This window comes from Insulibacter thermoxylanivorax (assembly GCF_015472005.1).
Taxonomy (GTDB): domain Bacteria; phylum Bacillota; class Bacilli; order Paenibacillales; family DA-C8; genus Insulibacter; species Insulibacter thermoxylanivorax.
The window spans coordinates 110,288-129,301 of sequence record NZ_BMAQ01000019.1 but is presented as its reverse complement, the minus strand read 5'-3'; the positions used below and the strand labels follow the sequence as shown (position 1 = coordinate 129,301).

Annotated in this window: 22 protein-coding genes; 7 read left to right on the top strand and 15 right to left on the bottom strand. The window is 51.3% G+C overall.

The features are described from left to right. Window positions 1–283 precede the first annotated feature (283 nt). Together ahpF and ahpC are read right to left on the bottom strand one after the other, a co-directional pair. Window positions 284–1,813 (bottom strand): alkyl hydroperoxide reductase subunit F, encoded by a 1,530-nt coding sequence (gene ahpF, locus PRECH8_RS08940; RefSeq protein WP_200966757.1) that lies wholly within the window; start codon window positions 1,811–1,813, stop codon window positions 284–286. Between the two features lie 29 nt (window positions 1,814–1,842). Further along, window positions 1,843–2,439, bottom strand: coding sequence for an alkyl hydroperoxide reductase subunit C (gene ahpC, locus PRECH8_RS08935; protein ID WP_200966756.1), 597 nt, complete (start codon window positions 2,437–2,439; stop codon window positions 1,843–1,845). A 372-nt stretch (window positions 2,440–2,811) separates the two neighbouring features. Here ahpC and spoVB point away from each other — a divergent pair, with 372 nt between their 5' ends. Further along, entirely contained in the window at window positions 2,812–4,341 is a 1,530-nt protein-coding gene (spoVB, locus tag PRECH8_RS08930; RefSeq protein WP_200966755.1) for a stage V sporulation protein B, read from the top strand. Window positions 4,342–4,409: 68 nt separating this feature from the next. On the opposite strand, the gene PRECH8_RS08925 is transcribed toward spoVB, so the two are convergent. After that, window positions 4,410–5,330, bottom strand: coding sequence for an aldo/keto reductase (locus PRECH8_RS08925; protein ID WP_200966754.1), 921 nt, complete (start codon window positions 5,328–5,330; stop codon window positions 4,410–4,412). 147 nt (window positions 5,331–5,477) lie between these two features. Then, window positions 5,478–5,633, bottom strand: coding sequence for a hypothetical protein (locus PRECH8_RS08920; protein ID WP_200966753.1), 156 nt, complete (start codon window positions 5,631–5,633; stop codon window positions 5,478–5,480). Window positions 5,634–5,844: 211 nt separating this feature from the next. Between PRECH8_RS08920 and PRECH8_RS08915 the strand changes: the two genes are divergently transcribed. Next, the gene (locus tag PRECH8_RS08915; protein ID WP_200966752.1) at window positions 5,845–6,354 is read left to right on the top strand and encodes a Dps family protein; all 510 of its coding nucleotides are present in this window, start codon (window positions 5,845–5,847) and stop codon (window positions 6,352–6,354) included. 437 nt (window positions 6,355–6,791) lie between these two features. On the opposite strand, the gene PRECH8_RS08910 is transcribed toward PRECH8_RS08915, so the two are convergent. Further along, window positions 6,792–8,018, bottom strand: a complete 1,227-nt coding sequence (locus tag PRECH8_RS08910; RefSeq protein ID WP_200966751.1) for an RtcB family protein — start codon at window positions 8,016–8,018, stop codon at window positions 6,792–6,794. Between the two features lie 48 nt (window positions 8,019–8,066). After that, the gene (locus PRECH8_RS08905; RefSeq protein ID WP_200966750.1) at window positions 8,067–8,663 is read right to left on the bottom strand and encodes a TetR/AcrR family transcriptional regulator; all 597 of its coding nucleotides are present in this window, start codon (window positions 8,661–8,663) and stop codon (window positions 8,067–8,069) included. 132 nt (window positions 8,664–8,795) lie between these two features. Between PRECH8_RS08905 and PRECH8_RS08900 the strand changes: the two genes are divergently transcribed. Next, the gene (locus tag PRECH8_RS08900; protein WP_200966749.1) at window positions 8,796–9,422 is read left to right on the top strand and encodes a hypothetical protein; all 627 of its coding nucleotides are present in this window, start codon (window positions 8,796–8,798) and stop codon (window positions 9,420–9,422) included. A gap of 74 nt (window positions 9,423–9,496) precedes the next feature. Here PRECH8_RS08900 and PRECH8_RS08895 read toward each other — a convergent pair whose 3' ends face one another. The 3 genes from PRECH8_RS08895 to PRECH8_RS08885 form a co-directional block, all read right to left on the bottom strand. Next, window positions 9,497–10,321, bottom strand: a complete 825-nt coding sequence (locus tag PRECH8_RS08895) for an amino acid ABC transporter ATP-binding protein (protein WP_200966748.1) — start codon at window positions 10,319–10,321, stop codon at window positions 9,497–9,499. Then, complete coding sequence (locus tag PRECH8_RS08890) at window positions 10,305–11,015, bottom strand: amino acid ABC transporter permease (RefSeq protein ID WP_200966747.1); 711 nt, start codon at window positions 11,013–11,015, stop codon at window positions 10,305–10,307. The genes PRECH8_RS08895 and PRECH8_RS08890 overlap by 17 nt, the downstream gene beginning before the upstream one ends. Window positions 11,016–11,107: 92 nt before the next feature. Then, entirely contained in the window at window positions 11,108–11,968 is an 861-nt protein-coding gene (locus tag PRECH8_RS08885) for a transporter substrate-binding domain-containing protein (RefSeq protein ID WP_200966746.1), read from the bottom strand. A 524-nt stretch (window positions 11,969–12,492) separates the two neighbouring features. Between PRECH8_RS08885 and PRECH8_RS08880 the strand changes: the two genes are divergently transcribed. Continuing rightward, the gene (locus PRECH8_RS08880) at window positions 12,493–13,557 is read left to right on the top strand and encodes a YeeE/YedE family protein (protein ID WP_200966745.1); all 1,065 of its coding nucleotides are present in this window, start codon (window positions 12,493–12,495) and stop codon (window positions 13,555–13,557) included. A 95-nt stretch (window positions 13,558–13,652) separates the two neighbouring features. Next, window positions 13,653–13,877 carry a sulfurtransferase TusA family protein gene (locus tag PRECH8_RS08875; RefSeq protein ID WP_200966744.1) on the top strand — a complete coding sequence of 75 codons (225 nt, stop codon included), beginning with the start codon at window positions 13,653–13,655 and terminating at the stop codon, window positions 13,875–13,877. A gap of 92 nt (window positions 13,878–13,969) precedes the next feature. Here PRECH8_RS08875 and PRECH8_RS08870 read toward each other — a convergent pair whose 3' ends face one another. Genes PRECH8_RS08870 through PRECH8_RS08860 form a run of 3 tightly spaced genes read right to left on the bottom strand, consistent with a single transcriptional unit; the run spans window position 13,970 to window position 15,899 of the window. Then, window positions 13,970–14,749: a gluzincin family metallopeptidase gene (locus PRECH8_RS08870; protein ID WP_200966743.1), complete on the bottom strand. Its 780-nt coding sequence runs from the start codon at window positions 14,747–14,749 to the stop codon at window positions 13,970–13,972. Beyond that, window positions 14,746–15,567, bottom strand: a complete 822-nt coding sequence (locus PRECH8_RS08865) for a M28 family metallopeptidase (protein ID WP_200966742.1) — start codon at window positions 15,565–15,567, stop codon at window positions 14,746–14,748. Before PRECH8_RS08865 ends, PRECH8_RS08870 begins: the two co-directional genes overlap by 4 nt. Next, complete coding sequence (locus PRECH8_RS08860; protein ID WP_200966741.1) at window positions 15,531–15,899, bottom strand: hypothetical protein; 369 nt, start codon at window positions 15,897–15,899, stop codon at window positions 15,531–15,533. The genes PRECH8_RS08865 and PRECH8_RS08860 overlap by 37 nt, the downstream gene beginning before the upstream one ends. A 269-nt stretch (window positions 15,900–16,168) precedes the next feature. Between PRECH8_RS08860 and PRECH8_RS08855 the strand changes: the two genes are divergently transcribed. Beyond that, window positions 16,169–16,729, top strand: coding sequence for a hypothetical protein (locus PRECH8_RS08855; protein ID WP_200966740.1), 561 nt, complete (start codon window positions 16,169–16,171; stop codon window positions 16,727–16,729). 210 nt (window positions 16,730–16,939) lie between these two features. Here PRECH8_RS08855 and PRECH8_RS14510 read toward each other — a convergent pair whose 3' ends face one another. From PRECH8_RS14510 to PRECH8_RS14500, 3 genes are read right to left on the bottom strand one after another with little or no spacing between them, the layout of a single operon-like run. Then, a complete protein-coding gene (locus PRECH8_RS14510) occupies window positions 16,940–17,215 on the bottom strand; it encodes an FAD-dependent oxidoreductase (protein WP_242457501.1) in 276 nt (91 codons plus the stop codon). 9 nt (window positions 17,216–17,224) lie between these two features. Further along, on the bottom strand, window positions 17,225–17,623 hold the full coding sequence (locus PRECH8_RS14505; protein WP_242457500.1) for a hypothetical protein: 399 nt from the start codon (window positions 17,621–17,623) through the stop codon (window positions 17,225–17,227). Next, window positions 17,599–18,129, bottom strand: coding sequence for an FAD-dependent oxidoreductase (locus tag PRECH8_RS14500; RefSeq protein WP_242457499.1), 531 nt, complete (start codon window positions 18,127–18,129; stop codon window positions 17,599–17,601). The genes PRECH8_RS14505 and PRECH8_RS14500 overlap by 25 nt, the downstream gene beginning before the upstream one ends. A 377-nt stretch (window positions 18,130–18,506) precedes the next feature. Between PRECH8_RS14500 and PRECH8_RS08845 the strand changes: the two genes are divergently transcribed. Then, on the top strand, window positions 18,507–18,989 hold the full coding sequence (locus PRECH8_RS08845; protein WP_200966739.1) for a MarR family winged helix-turn-helix transcriptional regulator: 483 nt from the start codon (window positions 18,507–18,509) through the stop codon (window positions 18,987–18,989). Window positions 18,990–19,014: the final 25 nt, after the last annotated feature.

Here is a 19,014-nt window from a genome sequence, read left to right as displayed (position 1 = left end):
TGGACTTTCGAAATCTAGGTTGATAATCATTGTTTGGGTCCGGCACTGGTTTTACCACATGATAGAGTAAGACAGGAATCTCCATCTATGTATCATCCTTTCTTCGATCAATTCTAATCAAGCTGATGCGATCGCTCTGATCCTATAGATCCGATCAATCGTTCAACATACCTACGTTAGAATCATACCATATTCGACCAAAGTTCACATTGCCGCTCCTTGCAAAATATACGCAAAAAGGCCCGACCTGTTAAAGGTCGGACCTTCTGCTCCTGCGAAGCCATCAATTGCGGATGATATGATCAAAGGCACTGAGTGCAGCTGTCGCACCGGAGCCCATCGAGATGATGATCTGCTTATAAGGGCTGTTCGTGCAATCCCCTGCCGCGAATACGCCGGGAATGCTGGTCGCGCCGCGTTCATCGACGATGATCTCACCCATGCGGTTGCGTTCCAGCACGCCCTCCAGCCACTCGGTATTCGGCACGAGACCGATCTGGACGAACACGCCGTCCATCGGCAGGTGATGCTCTTCACCGGTCTCGCGATCGATGTAGGTGATCCCCTCCATCTTGCTGCTGCCGGTGATCTCCTTCACTTGCGCGTTCTTATGAACGGTGACGTTAGGCAGGCTGTACAGGCGGTCCTGCAGCACTTGGTCTGCCTTCAACTCCGGCATGAACTCGAAGAGGGTGACGTGAGAAGCAACACCCGCGAGGTCGATCGCCGCTTCGACACCGGAGTTGCCCCCGCCGACGACCGCGACTTGTTTGCCGGCGAACAATGGGCCGTCGCAGTGCGGGCAGTATGCCACACCCTTGTTCTTGAACTCCTGTTCACCCGGCACATTGAGATTCCGCCAGCGTGCTCCCGTGGCGATCACCACGGTCTTGCTCTTGAGAACGGCTCCGTTATCCAGTGTGACCTCGATGAGATCCTTCTTCTCGAGCTTCGCTGCACGCACAGACTTCATGATATCAATCGGATATTCCTTCGCATGCTCTTCCAGAGCCGTTGCCAGCTTGGGACCCTCCGTGTGCTTCACGCTGATCAAGTTCTCGATGCTCAGCGTATCATTCACTTGACCGCCGAAGCGCTCTGCTATCAGACCGGTGCGGATCCCCTTGCGCGCCGCATAGATCGCTGCGCTCGTACCCGCCGGGCCGGCGCCGACGACGAGTACATCGTAAGGGTCTTTGTTCGCGAACTCTTCAGCACTTACGGAAGCTCCGAGCTTGTTCAGAATATCCTCTACAGTCATGCGGCCGCTCTCGAAGAACTCGCCGTTCAGATAGACCGTCGGTACAGCCATGATCTCTTTGCTCTCCACTTCGTCTCTAAACGCCGCCCCATCGATCATCGTATGGGTGATCCTCGGATTCAGAACGCTCATCATGTTGAGCGCTTGGACGACATCCGGGCAGTTATTGCAGGACAGGCTGACGTAAGTTTCGAAGTGGTACTCTCCTTCGAGCTCCCGGATCCGCTTGATCACCGATTCCTCGGCCTTCGGCGGGCGTCCGCTCACTTGGAGGAGGGCCAGTACCAGCGAGGTGAACTCATGGCCCAGCGGAACGCCGGCGAACACGACACCCGTGTCCTCGCCCGGACGATTCACGCTGAAGCTTGGCGTGCGGGGCAGCTGCGCCTGTTCGACTTTGATGCGGGAAGACATGCTGGTCAGCTCATCCAGCAGAGCCAGCATGTCTTTGGACACATCGTCGGAACCGGCGCTGACCTTGATCACAACATCGCCTTCCATCAACTGGAGGTACTGCTGAAGTTGTGCTCTAATGTCCGCGTCTAATTTCATGATGTGATCAGTGCTCCTTAGTTGTGTCCTTAGATTTTACCTACAAGATCCAGGCTTGGCTTCAGGGTTTCTCCAGTTTCTTGCCACTTAGCCGGGCATACTTCGCCAGGATGTTCACGTACGTATTGAGCTGCTTTGATCTTGCCGATCAGTGTGCTTGCGTCACGGCCGATACCGTCTGCGTTGATCTCAACTGCTTGGATCACGCCGTCCGGATCGATGATGAAGGTGCCGCGTTGTGCAAGTCCAGTTTCTTCATCGAGCACTTGGAAGTTGCGGGAGATTGTATGCGACGGGTCGCCGATCATGATGTATTCTACCTTGCTGATTGCTTCAGAAGCGTCGTGCCATGCTTTGTGTACAAAGTGAGTGTCCGTGGATACGGAGTACACTTCGACACCAAGCTTCTTAAGCTCAGCATAATGCTCCTGCAGATCTTCAAGCTCTGTCGGGCACACGAATGTGAAGTCTGCCGGATAGAAGCAGATTACACTCCACTTGCCCAGTAGATCTTGGTCTGTAACTTCGATGAAACCTTTGTCCTTTTGGAATGCTTGTGCTTTGAAAGGAAGTACTTTGCTGCCTACTAATGGTCTAGATACCGTTGGCTGCAATTGCTGCGTCATACTTTCTCTCCTCCTAATTTATATTAATTATTATAATTGGCTCTGTATTTATTTATACTAATTCTAATTTGAAAAGTCAAATGCATTAAGGTTTTTTATTTGTCTATTTATTGACAATTCGATTTAGAGCGCTTTAATAGTGTGTTGTTATAATTACATTTATTGCATATATGGCTGATGTTTCGTTCTTTTAAAGTGACGGGCGAACCATCACTAGCATAGCCATTGTTCCAGGACTTCATACTGACTTGAATTTGATTTCCTATGCTTGTCGCAGCTTGTTCTCATACAACAACGATCAAGTGAATAGAGATAGGAAGGGAAGGAAATTCACTTTAACACATTCTCTTGAGAGGACGCGAAGGATCACGGATGGGTAAACAATCTTTCTTACACGGCGCTTTCATATTATCCGCTTCAGCATTCGTTACGCGAATCCTGGGTTTCATCAGCCTCATCTTCCTGTCGCGCTTGTTAGGCGCAGAAGGCATCGGCTTATTGATGATGGCGCAGCCCCTCATTCCGCTCATCATCACGTTGACTGAGCTAGGGCTGCCCGTGGCGATCTCGAAGCTTGTAGCCGAAGCCGAAGTGCGCGGAGACCATGCGAAGACGAAACGGATCCTCGTCGTCTCCCTGCTCATCACCGGCACCCTCGGCATCACGCTGACGACGATCTCCCTGCTGTGTTCCAAATATATCGCAGCCTTCCTGTTAGCCGACCAGCGCGCTTACTATGCGATGCTCGCGATCACGCCGATCTCGCCGATCATCGCCATGTCCGCCGTCCTCAAGGGCTACTTCCGCGGCAAACAGCTGATGAAGACGATCGGCATCTCCGATATCTTCGAGAATATCGCCAATATCGGTGCCATCCTCATCCTCGTCAACTTGCTCCTGCCCTACGGCATCGAGTATGCGGCGGCGGGGGCCATGGCCGCTTCGGTGTTCAGCGAGATCACGAGCTTGACCTTCCTTTCCTTGCGATTCCGCATCGACCGAGCGAGACAGCCGAAGGTTCTCACCTTCCGACAAGCGCTGCATAGGGGGCGCGAGACCCTTGCTGAACTCTTAGCGATCGGGCTGCCGACGACGGGCCAGGGATTCGTCCATTCCCTGTATGGGGCTGTACAGCCGCTGCTGGTTACCTTCAGCTTGAGTCTTGCCGGTGTAGGAGCATCGCTTGCTGCGGAACAGTTTGGACAGCTCGCAGGATATGCCCTGCCCCTGCTGTTCCTGCCCAGTTTCATCACGCATTCTTTGTCCACGGCATTGATCCCGGCCATCAGTGAAGCCAATGCGCAGCGCAACAGCCTGCTCATGCATCGCACGATGGAGCAGGCGATGCGCATCGCGCTCTTCGTCGGTGCGCCGAGTACGATTATCCTCTTTGAATGGGCGGCGCCGCTCACCTCACTGATCTATAACAGCCCGGAAGCGGGCGGTTTGCTGAAGATCTTGGCGCCTTTTTTCTTCTTGCAGTATTTTGACGGGCCGCTGCATGCCATCCTGCTGGGGCTTGGCCGCGCCAACGCAGCGATGTGGAATTTCACCATCTCCATGGCGATCAGAACCGTCGGCATCCTCATCTTCGGCAGCCGTCTGGGCATCGAGGGCGTCGCCTTCGCCATCGGCATCGGCTTCCTCGTCGAGATGATCCTGAATCTTTTCTCCGTATCGAAGGCGATCGGCTTCTATATCGAATTACGTCGTTCCATCTCCACCATCGTCTGCATGCTGTTCATGGCGATCTGCGGTCAACTGGTCTTCACGTACCTCCAGAACAGCGGCATGGCGCTGCTGCCCAGCGTCCTGCTCTCCGTGGCGATCGCCTTGGCTTGTTACTATCTCAGCTTGCTGGGCACCCGCCCGCCGGGCCGTGATACGCTCTCCAACTTCTAGCTGCTTATCATCGGCCCGCCGTGCGTCTGAACTTACGTCTTGATTCACGGCACCGTCTCTGTCTCTCCTTAGTCACGCCAAGCGCTTGGATGATCATCCCGCACGAGATCCAAGGCAGCGGCGCGGGCATTCATCTCGACTTGCTCGACGCTCTTGCAGCCGGGGATCACACAGGTGACCGCTGGATGCTGCAAGCACCAAGCAAGGGCCCATTCCGCCATCGGCGTGCCCTCCGGCACTTCCTGCTCTTGGATCTGCTGCACCAATCTCAATTTCTCATCGATCTCTTCCCGCTTGTGGTGTTTGCGGACATTGTCCGTGAAGACAGCGCCGGGTTTATACTTCCCCGTTAGATAACCGCTTGCCAGCGGCACCCTGGCCAAGACGCCAAGATCCTGCTCGATGCAGGATGGGAACACTTCTTCTTCCGGCTTCTGATCCAAGCGGTTGTAGACGACTTGAATCGCACTTGCCCCGACCTCTGTCGCCCTGCTCGTCTGATAGATGTTGTCGTTCGCGCCGATCGAGATGCCGAGGTATCGGACTTTGCCCGCCTGCACCTGCTTGTCCAGCATCGTCCACAGGTCATCGTTGTCGAAGACCTCATCGGAGCCCGAGTGGAATTGGAGCAGGTCGACATAATCGGTGCGCAGCGCGCGCAAGGAGGCTTCGAACTCCGTCAGCACACTCTGCGGATCCCAAGCATTCTCCCATTGATCATGCCAGCGGTGTCCGAACTTCGTAGCGATGACCCAGTCTTCCCGCCGATCCCGCGACAGATAATCACCGATCAGGGACTCGGACAGATGGTGAGGCCCGTAACATTCCGCCGTATCGATCAGGTTGATGCCGAGTTCTTTGGCCCGATTGAGGATGGCATCCACTTCACGCTGCTCGAAGTCCTTCCCCCAGTCACCGCCGAATTGCCATGTCCCCACACCGACTACAGATACCTTTAGATTCGTCTTGCCCAATCTTCTGTACTTCACTGTTAATTCACCTCTTTAGAAGATTCGTTATCTTATGATATTTCGATGATTTGATCATTCACGCCGCCTACCGGATTTTTGGGTCTTCTGATGGGTTTCCGTATGGATCTTAATCCAATTGGATCTTAATATGTAACGATCTGCCCCTTATACCCGGGTTACGGATATAATCTGTCCCTCCGAACCATAGGTCATGCGGAACTTCTTCCGGGCTTCCGCCGGAGTTCGAGCGGTAACCACGACGACTTTCCGCTCATCGCCGCATTCATGGATCACGCGATATTTTCTTTCACCACATCTCACTCCAGCCGATCCCTCCTTTACCTTCCGTCACCATCATAGCACAAGACTGCACCGAAAGTCCTGCCAGTCCTGCCGATGAATGCAATGAAGACAAGCATAGAGACGTTCATCGCCTTAACGCGCTGAATTGGCAATTATTGACGAAAATCATTTCCTTTTGTGCTTCTTCCTTCTATAATAAAGGTTACTATAGCAAAGGAGGTTGAAGAAAATGACGAATGCACCAAGCGCAGAACGGGAAGGGCTGGACCGCGAACAGCCTAAGGCAGAGGATCTCGCGAATCAGCTTGTGGCAAATCTCGCTGTACTATGGACGAAGCTTCACCAATATCACTGGTATGTGAAAGGGCCTCACTTCGAAACCTTGCACAGCAAGTTCGAAGAACTCTACAACGACGCTGCGCAGTGGTACGATGATCTGGCCGAAACCTTGCTGGCCATGGGAACCAGACCTTACTCGACGACGGAACAAAACCTAAAGCATGCTTTGGTGAAGGAAAGCACCGAGGACGAGAATATTTCTGCAGAGCAGATGGTGGCTAATATCGTCGCCGACTTCCAATTGACGCGGGATGCCGCTGTACATGCGATTAACTTGGCTGTAGAGCAGGATAAACCCGTCCTGGAAGATATGCTTCTTCAATATAAGAGCTATCTGGACAAGCAGATCTGGATGCTGCAAGCATTCCTCGGCAAATCCGTGGAAGAAGCCAACACCTAATCTGAAAGTGAGCCATTACGAAAGTTGATCAACAACATCATTAGTTATCATGACCACTCTTCGATGCAATTTAGCACGCCCATAGGCGTGTTTTTTTTACTGATTCAGTGTGTGACAACAATGATTATTGATTCAGGGTGCGTAGAGGCGGGACTGGCGTGTGAGACGACAGATTTTGTCGATTCGGCTGTGTTGAGGCAGTAACGGCGCGTGAGACGATAATTATTGTCGACTCAGCGCGGTGAGACCAGAACTGTGCGCGAATCGACAGTTCCTGTTGACTCCGCCGTGTCGAGACCAGAACTGCGCGCGAATCGACAGTTCCTGTCGGCTCAACTGCGTGCACGGATAAACAGAATTCCTACAAAACAAAATGGGACTGCCCCGCCAGTCGTCATGGCTGACATCCTGGACAGCCCCTCCCGTGATCCAATAGATCAATCCTTATAAGGATCAAACTCGTCCGGCCCTGCCATGCAGACGCCGATCGGCTTCAGCACATGCAGAACCTCGATCGTCTCCGCATGGGCATCCAGCACTTCCTGCAATTTGCGATAGACGAAGGGACTCTCATCGGTCCCCGCACCTCGCAGCTCAACGCCATATTCCTTAACGGCCTTAAGCATCTGCTCGGTGCTGATCTGTCCCCCGCTGCGGCGGCGCGTCTTCCAATTCATCTTGCCTGCCGCCTGCGTCCGGCTCATGATCCGTCCAGCTCCGTGAACCGTGCTGTAATAGGCATCCCGATTCTCCTCGCTGTCCTTGCCCTTCACGATCACGGAGATATCCCCCATGCTGCCGCCGATGAAGCTCAGCTGCCCGGGGGCGGAAGGCGTAGCTCCCTTACGCACAACAACGACCTCGCGGCCGTTATGTTCTTCTATCCAAGCAAAATTATGATGATTGTGCACTTCCATGTCCGCCGTAGTCCCCAGGATGGACAGGACCTGCTGCATCACATAATCCCTGCCGGCATAAGCATAACGCCCTGCCAGCTTCATCGCGCGGTAATACATATCCCCCAGCTCGCTGTCGAGATCCAGCAGTACGGGGGCTTGGTCCATGCTCTCACCGGGAGCGTCGGCCAGGAAATCCCTGCCCGATGCCAGATTGATAAAGCCGCTCGCCGTTCTGTGCCCGAAGCCCCTGCTGCCGAAGTGATTCGCCACCCATACCCGGCCCGTCCCGACTTCTTCGAACAGATCGACGAAATGGTTGCCGCTGCCCACGGTGCCAAGCTGCTCGCTGGCCAGCTTCTTCAGCTTGTCATGCACTTTCTTGCCGATGGATCTGTATACCGCCCAATCGGGATCATCGAAGAGCTCGTGATCCACCTTCTCCTTGTTGATGCGACCAATGCCAAAAGAGATCGCAGCCGCGATCTCATCCATGATCTGCGGCAATCTCGACCTGATCTCATCCACATGAAGCAGCGTGCGCACCGCTTTGTTGCCGCAGGCGATATCGTAGCCGACGCCCGTAGGAGAGATCTGGCCGTCATAGACGACCACTCCGCCGATCGGCTGGCTGTAGCCTTTATGATGATCTGCCATCAACAGGGTTTGCACCACATTCCCGTGTTCCGCACAGCGGATCGCTTGCGCAAGCGCCCCTTCGTCGGGCGTCCCCCAGACACGAACACCTTTGATCGTTTGATAAGCCATCTATCCATCCCTCCTGAATGATCTGCCTGTACGAACTACAACCTCATTCTATGTTTGAAGTGTGCGAAGATGATGCTGCAGGATATCGATGATCGCTTGCTTCGTCAGCTTCTCCGGATGCATCAGATGATGGAGGGCTAAGCCGTCTACCAGGGCATGCAATCGCTTCGCTTCCCGCTCCGCTTGCAAGTCCGCCCTCACTAAGCCGACTTGCTGCAAGAACTGGATCACTCGTTTGAAAGCATTGCTCATCTCCGTATAAACTTGCTCATTCAACTGTCGCAGCCGAAGATCGACGAGGGCCTTAGCGGAAAAAACAAACCACACCTCCGTTTCTACCCGTCGCTCGTCATCCAAAGGCAGCATCTCGCCGATCACATCCTTGATCGCTGTCAGCGGATCGGCTTTGGGCTGATGCAGATGAGCATGGATCCTCTCCTTCACCCGTTCCGAGACGAGTTCCATCGAGAAGAGCAGCAGTTCAGCCTGCGTGGGGAAATAATACCTCAGCGAGCCGACGGAGAGACCGGATTCCTTCGCGATCTTTCTCACCGTCGCATGCTCCATCCCCGACTGAACGATGACTTTCCACGCGGCTTCTGCGATGCGTATTTTTCTCAATTCATGATCAACGATTTTAGGCATATTTTTATTTTAACACACTTGTATTACAAAAAGATATGATGTATGATTTAGTACGGTTGTGCTAAATAAGATTATGTTAAATAAATCCGCGAATCATTTCATCGGATCAGTTTTTTGAAGGAGGTGACGGAGATGATCGGTTTGCTTATCATCGCGTGTGAGATCGGATTCTGGGCCTTTATCCTAGCGGGGCTGTTCACCAGATATATCCTTAAGATGCCAAGGTTAAGTGCGATCCTGCTCATCTGTACGCCCCTGACCGACCTCGTCTTGCTCACGGCTACGGTCATCGATCTGCGTAACGGCGCCGAGGCCAACCTCTACCACGGACTGGCTGCCATCTATCTCGGGGTCAGCGTGGTCTACGGGAAGAAGATGGTCCGCTGGGCAGACCGCCAATTCGAATACCGCTTCGCCGGCGGCGAGAAGCCGGTCAAACGTGCCGTCTATGGGGCTGAACGGGCTAGAGAGGAGCGCATCGGCTGGTATCAGCATGCCCTTGCATGGCTGATCGGCTGTGCCATCTTGGCTGCGATGATCCTGATGGTCGACGGTGTGCACGGCGTCACGGAATTCATCCGCCAGATCTCTCATTCGTCCACGGCACCTCTTAAGGAACTATTTCCTGCTACCTATACCCTTTATCGAACGGTTATGGTCTGGTCGCTGATCCTGGCGATTGATTTCCTGATCAGCTTCAGCTATACCGTCTTCCCGAAGGAAGCTCCGAAGCTGGCGAATCATAAGGATATGGAATGAAGCAATACGAAAATCCCTTACGTGCTGATCGGTCGATGCAATACACGTAAGGGATTTATTTTTCTGCCTTAATATTATAGCACCTTAGACAAAAACTCCTTGGTCCGCGGATGCTGCGGGTTCGTAAAGATTCGCTCCGGCGTATCATCTTCGACGATCTGCCCTTCATTCATGAAGATCACCCGCGTTGCCACCTCTCTCGCGAATCCCATCTCATGGGTGACGATAACCATCGTCATCCCTTCATCCGCCAGTTGTTTGATCAGATCGAGCACTTCGCCCACCATCTCCGGGTCCAGCGCCGATGTCGGTTCGTCGAACAGGATCACCTTCGGGTTCATGGCCAGGGCACGGATGATCGCGATTCTCTGTTTCTGACCGCCGGACAGCGTGGAGGGATAGACATGCGCCTTATCCTCCAGCCCGATCCTCCGGAGCAGACTCATCGCCCGCTCTTTGGCCTCGGCCTTGATCTTAGCTTCCGTCGTCGTGATCGGATGGAGCGGCTTCTTGTTCTTGCTGAACAGATTCCGTACCCGAAGCATGGCGTTCGCCGTCTTCTGTTTGCGGAGATCCTGGATTCCTAGATAGACAGGCGCGAGCATGATGTTCTCGAGGACCGTTTTGTTATGAAAAAGGTTGAAATGCTGGAATACCATCCCCATCTGCCGGCGATGCACGTTGATATCCACCCGCATATCCGCGATGTCCTGCCCATTGAAGATTATCGAGCCGCTGGTCGGATCCTCCATGCAGTTGAGACAGCGCAGGAATGTGCTCTTGCCGCTTCCCGACGGGCCGATGATCGCGATCTTCTCACCTTGCTTGATGGACGTGGTGATCCCTTTTAGGACTTCGACTTTGCCGTAGCTCTTCCTTAGATCAATTACGTCGATCACTTTTTCTCAGGCTCCTTTCCATCAGCTTGATGAGCAGCGCAGCGATCGCCACAAGCACGATATAGATCAGGGCCATCACGAGGTACGGCACCATGAATTCGTAGCTGTTCGTACCGATGTAGTTAAAGGCCACGTAGAGATCCGCAGCGCCGACGAAGCTCACCACGGATGTCTCCTTGATCAAAGCGATGAATTCATTGCCGAGGGTCGGCAGGATATTCTTCACAGCTTGCGGCACGACGACCTTCAGCATCGTTACTCGGTAGTTCAAGCCGAGGGCCCGCCCCGCTTCCATCTGACCGGGATCGACGGACAGGATTCCGCTCCGCATGATCTCCGATACATATGCTGCGCTGTTCAGACCGAAGACGATCACACACACTTGCAGTGCCGGCAGATTCATACCGATAAGCGGCAGGATGACATAGTACGCCAGCAGCAGCTGCACGACGATCGGCGTTCCTCGGAACAACCCCACATAGAATACGCAGATGCCGTTTAATATCTTCGACAATCGACTGTATTTGGGATAGACTCTGATGATCGCGATGATCGTGCCGATCAAGATCCCGATCGCCAGCCCTAACACGGCGATGATCAAGGTGTTCTGCAGTCCGGTCAACACCTTGACATAGCCGCCGTGCTCGATGAATACCTCCCAGAACCGTTCTAATTTTTTGTCGAAATTTCCCATGATACGCTCCTATAAATTTGCAATACTCCGCCGGGCAGCGGAGTATCGCGTAGTTTGTTATCGATAAACTGGATCTATGTTTCGTTCCAATCTTAGTTCAATTCATTGATCGCTTCTACGATGAATTTGGCCGGTGCTTCATCGATGATGACGAGATCGATGTTGCCGTTCAGCATATCCTGAACCGCCAGTGATCCCGAACGATAACCGACGCCCTGCACGTCAAAACCGCTGAAGCCCCATTCCTCATCGCCTTCCACATAGAATTGCGCCGTGGTTCCCGTCTGGAAGCCGATCTTCGTATCACTGCCCAGCCCCGCTAAGATCGCTTCAACATCTTCTGCTGTCTTCGCGTCATCGAAACGGGTATCGGAAGCTTTGACGATGAGGGTCTGCGCCGCATCATAATATTTGTTCGTGAAGTTCACATACTGCTTGCGATCTTCCTTCACCGTCAGCCCAGCCATGCCGATATCGGCCTTGCCTTGACCGACAGCCAGCACGACGGCATCGAAGTCCATGTTGCTGATGACCAGCTCTTTGCCGAGATATTCGGCGAGCTTCGCCGCGATCTCCATATCCACGCCGTAATACTTGTCGCCCTTCGTATATTCGAACGGTTCAAAGGCCGCATTCGTCGCTACGACCAGCTGATCCTTGCTGTTGTCCAGTTCGGCGGATTCCACGGCCTGCGGTTCGCCGTCGCCGAAGTAGTTATTCAGGATCTCATCCAATGTGCCGTCAGCCTGAATCTGCGCGATGAATTCATTCACCGCTTCAAGCAGTTCCGGCTGATTCTTATCTACTCCGAACGCATATTCTTCCTGCGTCATCGGAATTTCGATGACTTTTACTCCAGTTGCTGCCGTACCGTTTGTATTGTTCCCTGCGCCGCATCCCGCCAATACAACGGCCATGATGACAGCCAAGACACCCCATGCTAATTTTTTCATAATTATACTCTCCCTCTGATGTTTTATGCATCACTCGATGTATTTACTGAATAAATATACACCATTGATTCACCGCTAGCAACAGCAAATTTCATGAAACGGTGATTTTTTACGGCAGATTCTTTTGCAAACGCTTTCCCCGTCCTCACCCTGGGATCAAAAAACAATCAAACTAGTCTATGTCCACCAATCATCGTACAATGAGTATATTGCTGCAAAATTTCAATACCGAATTGTTCAAGCCTATGACTTAACAATATACCTATTACACAGACTTTAAGGAGCGATCAGAACATGTCGATGAGTGATCCTTTCCATCGCGCCCGAACCCTGCGAGCAATCTCTTGCAACTGAGGTTGCTCGTTTTATTTACAACCAATTCATTTATCCAGTTCTTTCCGAAGAAATATGTCGAAAAATCTAGTTGATTTTGCGACGACTTGCCTATATAATGTTGACTATCTCAAGTAATCATACTGTTTAACTATGAATTAGGATCATCTATCATTTAAGGAGTGGTCAACATGTTGTATATGGTCATATCCGGGCTGATCGTCGGCGCACTGCTCGGTTTCGTCATGCAGCGCGGCCGATTCTGCCTGACCGGCGGGTTCCGCGATATGTACATCGCCAAGAACAACCGGATGTTCTATGCTTTGCTCATCGCCATCGCTGTACAAAGCATCGGCGTTTTTGCTTTAATCCAATTCGGTGTATTCGAATATACAGCAGGCAGCTTGCCTCTATGGGCGACCATAGCCGGCAGTTATATCTTCGGGATCGGCATCGTCCTGGCCGGCGGGTGTGCAACAGGCACTTGGTACCGGGCTGGCGAGGGCTTGGTCGGAAGCTGGATCGCTCTCTTCACCTATATGCTCTCGGCAGCGATGATGAGAACCGGTCCGCTGGGCAGCTTCACGAGCAGCGTACGAAGCCATACCGTCGGTACGGATTCAATCGCTGACACCTTCGGCGTCAATGTCTGGTTTTTCGTCGCATTACTGACCCTGATCGTCGGCATCATCCTGTACCGTGAATCGAAGAAACCGCGCCGCAAAGTCGTTCAGCCGAAACCGAAGAAAACCGGTCTTGCCCATCAGCTGTTCGAAAGAAGATGGCATCCTTATTTCACCGCTGTTCTGATCGGAATTATCGCCATGATCGCTTGGCCGGTCAGCGCAGCAACGGGCCGTGTATTTGGTCTCGGCATCACAACGCCATCGGCGAACGTCTTGCAATATCTGGTCACCAATGACAGCAGCTTCATCAATTGGGGCGTATTCTTGGTACTCGGGATCTTCGCTGGTTCTTTCATTGCCGCCAAAGCCAGCAATGAGTTCCGCGTTCGCGTGCCGGATGCGCAAACCTGCGTTCGCAGTGCAGCAGGCGGTCTGCTGATGGGATTCGGCGCCAGCATCGGCGGCGGCTGCTCCATCGGCAACGGCTTGGTGATGACGGCTATGATGACTTGGTCCGGCTGGATTGCATTGCTGTTCATGATCCTTGGCACTTGGACGGCTTCCTACTTCATCTTCATCCGTCCTGCCAAACTGCGCACTGCCGTTCAGGGCAAAGCAGCGACAGCCTGATAAGATGGACCCAACTGATATGAGCCGAACGGATTTACGAACATAAACAGCCTATAGAGGCTGCAGACAATAAAGTTTGATAAGGAGAGATTGCTATGAGAAAAACGCTCGAATCCATCGGTAAAGTTTGCCCCTTTCCGCTGATTGAAGCCAAAGAGGCGATCCAGGAGCTCAGCTCCGGCGACGAGCTGGAGATCCTCTTCGACTGCACGCAAGCTACCGAATCGATCCCCTCCTGGGCTGCGGATGAAGGGCATGAGGTAACGGAATTCGAACAATTGGACGATGCCGTCTGGAAAATTACCGTTAAGAAAAAATAAGACCCCTTTTCCAGTGCCGGATTCGCACGGGTTGATGATGCTGCTGGCATACCGACGCAGCTCGTCACCCGCTGAATCCGGCGCTTCTGTTGTTAGATCAAATCCTTATAAAGTTCCAATACATAGGCCTTCCATTCCTCGTATAATTCAGGGATGGATATTCCTAATATCGACTCTAGGGCTTCCGGGTCTTCAAGGATTTCATGAAAAGCCTCTTCACCATATGTTTCATAGATGAACTGGACGATTAAGCCGGAAAAATAATACGCTTCCCCGCCCGCCTCTTCAAAATACAACTCACTTTCCTCCAACTTCTCCAGGCCCGGAAAGGGGTCTCCAACTCTCTTCCCCGACCGTAATTCATCCTGGAGCTGCATGGAAACGTAGTAAGCCGTGCCTTCATCCAGCCACTTCACATGACCGATGATCGGATTCTTCTGCTGGATCACAGCATGTACAAATTCATGAATCAATTGATCCGTAAAGGCTTTGCGCACGTGGGTCTGGCTCAAGTCGCTCGGGGTATACACTTTGATGCGCCGATCCGCGGCATCATAAGTTCCTTCCGTATCCCTGCCGATCATCTCCTGATACTGTTTCTTATCCGTATAGATCCAGACGACTGTCTTCTCCGGCGGTTCGAACCTCAACATCTCCGTAATTCGATCATAATGCTCCTCAAATGCGGCGGATAAGATCTCAATCATGTCACGGTAATCCTCATCCGTATCCCGCACATAGAACAGTGCATGCTCCGTTTCCTTGACTAGAGACAGTTCCTTGGGAATCGAATGCATTCGACCGCCTAGAGAACAGCCGCAGAGCCAAACCAACATGAAAAAAATGATGATCATACCCATGGTTCTCTTCATGTTCTCCCTCCCGTCCGTCCCCTGGTCCATTCAGGTGTTTTGTCTTGCAACATCTCTATGAGCTCCAGGGCAAGTTTATACACTTCATAACATTTGGCCGGACTAATCCATTCCACTCGGTCTTCTCTCGTATGCAGCAGGTTCTGAACGCCGCTGCAACTGAAGGGAATGCTGGGGACACCGCGAGAGAAGAAGGTATAATGATTGCTTTCATACCAGGGATCCGTCCATTGGATCGATGGGTGATTAGCTTTGATCGCTTTGACCTCATCCAGGAATTCCTCGGAACCAGCCATCAGCGTGAGATTGTTGGTGCCAACGGTTTGACCTATGCCGTCAAAATTCATTGCTGCCAGCACCCTGTCAAATTGATCGGCATAACGGCTGACATAGATTTGATCACCAAGGCCAAGATACTCTTCTGAACTGAATGCGATGAATTCCAAGCCGGGATCATGATGATGCCGCTCAGCCATATACTCGGCGATCGTCAGAAGTACGCATATGCCGGAAGCATTGTCAAAGGCGCCGCTTGTCCCAAATACCGTATCATAATGGGCGGTGAGGATGATTTTGTCCTCTCTGCGGCCTGCCAGTCTGCCGATGATGTTGTTCGTGCTCCCAGGTTGGATAGAACTGTGGATGGTTAGCTGTACGGAGGTCGATTCGCGGTTGGTTAGGAGGAGCAAACCGACTTCTGGAGTGACAGTAACGGATGGAATAGGGAAGTCCCAATCACGAATGATCGGAAGGTCGTTTTCGGTCTGCGTACCAACGGTGATCACAGCCGCGGGATGGTAAATCCCTTGGGTACCCAAGGTTCTTTGGTTAACTCCCCATACAGCAGCGCGATCTTGTTCGTCAGATCATAGGATGATTCCAGCTGTTCCATCGTGCAGATCGGGAATATCTCCGCGGCAACGTCACACGGTGCCGTAAATGTGTTGCTCTGCACGCTCAATCGTTCTCCATGAATCGTCAGATATGCACCTTCACTGCTCCAAGCTGGAACTTCAAAGGATTGGGTTTCCACCTCCAGACCTGCTCCTCTGAACACGCCTTCGATATATGCCGATGCTGCTCGATTCCCTTCCGTGCCAATCGGCCTTGCACCGATCTCAGAAGCCAAGACGCGTAAGTGATGCATCATACGCTTTTGGATCCTTTCAATCCTTTCCAAGAGATTCCCTCCGTATTGACATGTTTTCCATTTTATTATATACCTTGTTAGGAGAAATGAAAACATTTGTTCTGAAATGTATCGAAGGGAAACGTCATCACTGCTTCGCGGCCTTGAGCAGATCGCAATCGAATTGACTTAATCCACAGAATGGAAATATTCACGGAAAATATGTTAAACTCAGGTTATCTAAGTTAACATAGTGAACGCTGATCATGGTTTTGGGGGAGGGTCTGACTTTGAACAAAGGGGTTAGAAAAGGGATTTATGTATCTATATTGATCTTGGTTGTTGGCTGTGTTTATTTGTTTAACTATTTTAGACAATACAATATTGAGAATGAACGCACAGCAATAGAATCTGTTCTAAAGGAATGGGTGTATGATGATTCGGAATTCAATGGACTAAGAACCGCAGACCTGGTGCAAATAGACAACACAAATTCTTATATGCTGTTATTCCAATTAGAGAATGGAAATGTCGGTTACGCCCATCTCATGAAAGGTTGGAATGACAAATTTAAAATGAACAGCTCTGGGTATGGAACAAATATTACGTCCTATAAAACGATAAAGACGAATCATGGGAAGTACGCTATATTGTATGGGAAAAATCCCGGGTTAAAAATTGACCATATTAAAGTTGACCTATATTACGAGGATTTCAGTTTTACAGCAGATGTATCCTCAGAAGATTTGTACTTAAAATACGTGCAGCTGCCTAAAAATCTAAAAAAGACTTTTCCAGCGGAACTGACTTATTACGATCAAGATGCTCGAGAGATTAACCCGTTTAAGTAAATTCTTGGCTCATGAACAGTGTTAATACGTTTCATCTGAATGGGAGAATAAAAAATGAACTATTGGCATGCTCCTCTCGACGACGAATAGTGTAAAGTACTAAATATGAGACTTTCTTGCTTGCATAAAAAGAGGCCCAGACCGATACGTCTGAACCAACTTAGTCGAGAAATAGATATGTCTGGAAACTTCTACAAACCTGGCTATACTCTATACAGTGACCTTGTCATTCCAATTCACACGATAGTCATATAACCACTCCGGGGATTGATGGTTGGCTTGCTTCAGGAAAAAGGGCAGCATCAAATCGCGAAAAAACACCTGCACAGGATTCTTCGCATGCTTACGCTGGCCGATGCTTCGCGAATATTCGACGATCTTCTCCACCTGCTCCCGGCGCAGCAGTTCAAATGTCCGGAAGGCCTCCTCCACGCCGCCGAGATCCCGGAGGCATCTGGCGAGTTCCAGAGCGTCTTCCAGCGCCAACGAAGCCCCTTAACCTGCGTTGGGTGAAACGGCGTGAATCGCATCGCCGATCAATACTGCTGAATCTCTGTACCATGCAGGAGCAGAGATCATGTCATAGATCGGGTAGACGCCGATGTCGCCCTGCGTTGCCCGGATGATATTCATGACATGCGGTTGTTCATCGTGATACAGCTCATTCAATTGGCGGCGCCACTCTCTTTGGGGGATCGATTGCAGTTCTTGTCTCGTCGGTTTACCCGGATAATCATGATTGCCGAACCAGAAGATCTCTCCGTCCGCTCTGACCAGATAGCCGAAGAACGCTCTTTTGCCAAAGATCATATGCTGGGTGCCGGGTTCATGCGGAACTTGAACGCCGCGCGCAAAACCGCCGAAGCTGATTAACCCCGTATATTCGGGCTCCACGGTGCTCGGCATGAGCAGCTTGCGAGTGCGCGAATGAATGCGTCGCAGCCAACTAGGAAGTCACCTTTCGCGGATGTTCCATCCTCAAAAAATGCTGTGACTTGACGATCAGTCATCTGCATATGAACGAGTTTCCTGCCGAATTCGACCGGAATCCCTTCCCGCAGTGCCGCTTCGCGCAGCACTTGATGCGGAAATCCTCTCTTAACCGTATACCCTTGCGGTTCTCCAGATCGCTCGCCAATCGTACCGAGATATTTTCCGTTGCTGCTGTGAAAGCTCATGGCGCGCATCTCGATGCCTTCTCTGCGGATCTGCTCATCCACTCCCAGTTCAGCTAAGACTCTCATTCCATTGCGTGCCACATTAAGAAACAAGCCTGTGTAATCATTGTGAACCTCCTTCGCTTCATAAATGCACGGATCATACCCAGCCCGCTTTAGAAAGATCGCAACAGCAGGACCGGCAATTCCACAGCCGATGATTAGTGCTCTTTTTTGACTCATGTTGTGCTCCTCCTTAAAATTAGTCTTGTAACTTATCTTAAAAATTAAGATATAAACCCTTATTGATCCTATGGGATTGCTAATATGGGGAACTTCTGTTGCTGCGATGAAGTTATACCTTAGGTTTTGGCATCGAAGGTTGTTAAAGATAGAAGTTTGCGTACCTGTGGCCGTTCATATATCTTAATAATTAAGATATATGCGGATGACGATCTTCATTTGCATACTATATTATAGTTATAAAGCTGCTTTTGGTACCGACTCTGGTCTGAATTGGATCCTGGACTTTGATCGAGTTGATAGCGAGCTTAGCTTTAGCTGATGTTGAACCGCCCATTACCCGTATACTCATGATCAAGGTAAACGAGGGATGTTACATGAATCGTCAAAAAAACTTAGAAGAACTGCACACCCTGTACACCTCACTGCAGCATGCTTCCAAGGAACTGTCCACACAGACTGTCTTCTTCCACCAGGCAGTAGCCAAGTATCTGGGATTGAATATAACGGATCATAAATGTCTGGATATCGTGCTCGGGATGGGGCGCGCAACCGCCGGGCAACTGGCTGATCTCACGGGACTGACGACAGGTGCTATTACCAACGTGATCAATCGCTTGGAGAAAGCTGGGTTTATACGCCGTGTGAAGGATCCTAGCGATATGCGGATCGTCTATGTTGAACTAGTGCACCAACACCTGGAACCGCTTCGTGAAGTATTTGCTCCCCTCGTCGAAGCGATGACTGAACTCTATTCCCGTTACAACGCTGAAGAGCTCCAACTGATCCTCGACTACCTCGGACGATCCGCCAAGATCCTCGCCAAGCAAACAGAACAATTGAAGCGAAGCAGATCGTAACCGAATGATATCCAAAATAAAAAGC

Bases quoted from the DNA above. Each gene is read 5' to 3' on its own strand.
- PRECH8_RS08910 (WP_200966751.1), bottom strand. From the start codon at position 8,018: ATGGCTTATCAAACGATCAAAGGTGTTCGTGTCTGGGGGACGCCCGAC.
- PRECH8_RS08880 (WP_200966745.1), top strand. From the start codon at position 12,493: ATGTTGTATATGGTCATATCCGGGCTGATCGTCGGCGCACTGCTCGGT.
- PRECH8_RS08885 (WP_200966746.1), bottom strand. From the start codon at position 11,968: ATGAAAAAATTAGCATGGGGTGTCTTGGCTGTCATCATGGCCGTTGTA.
- PRECH8_RS08890 (WP_200966747.1), bottom strand. From the start codon at position 11,015: ATGGGAAATTTCGACAAAAAATTAGAACGGTTCTGGGAGGTATTCATC.
- ahpC (WP_200966756.1), bottom strand. From the start codon at position 2,439: ATGACGCAGCAATTGCAGCCAACGGTATCTAGACCATTAGTAGGCAGC.
- ahpF (WP_200966757.1), bottom strand. From the start codon at position 1,813: ATGAAATTAGACGCGGACATTAGAGCACAACTTCAGCAGTACCTCCAG.
- PRECH8_RS14500 (WP_242457499.1), bottom strand. From the start codon at position 18,129: ATGAGTCAAAAAAGAGCACTAATCATCGGCTGTGGAATTGCCGGTCCT.
- PRECH8_RS08900 (WP_200966749.1), top strand. From the start codon at position 8,796: ATGATCGGTTTGCTTATCATCGCGTGTGAGATCGGATTCTGGGCCTTT.
- PRECH8_RS08875 (WP_200966744.1), top strand. From the start codon at position 13,653: ATGAGAAAAACGCTCGAATCCATCGGTAAAGTTTGCCCCTTTCCGCTG.
- PRECH8_RS08915 (WP_200966752.1), top strand. From the start codon at position 5,845: ATGACGAATGCACCAAGCGCAGAACGGGAAGGGCTGGACCGCGAACAG.
- PRECH8_RS08845 (WP_200966739.1), top strand. From the start codon at position 18,507: ATGAATCGTCAAAAAAACTTAGAAGAACTGCACACCCTGTACACCTCA.
- PRECH8_RS08860 (WP_200966741.1), bottom strand. From the start codon at position 15,899: ATGATGCATCACTTACGCGTCTTGGCTTCTGAGATCGGTGCAAGGCCG.
- PRECH8_RS08870 (WP_200966743.1), bottom strand. From the start codon at position 14,749: ATGAAGAGAACCATGGGTATGATCATCATTTTTTTCATGTTGGTTTGG.
- spoVB (WP_200966755.1), top strand. From the start codon at position 2,812: ATGGGTAAACAATCTTTCTTACACGGCGCTTTCATATTATCCGCTTCA.
- PRECH8_RS08905 (WP_200966750.1), bottom strand. From the start codon at position 8,663: ATGCCTAAAATCGTTGATCATGAATTGAGAAAAATACGCATCGCAGAA.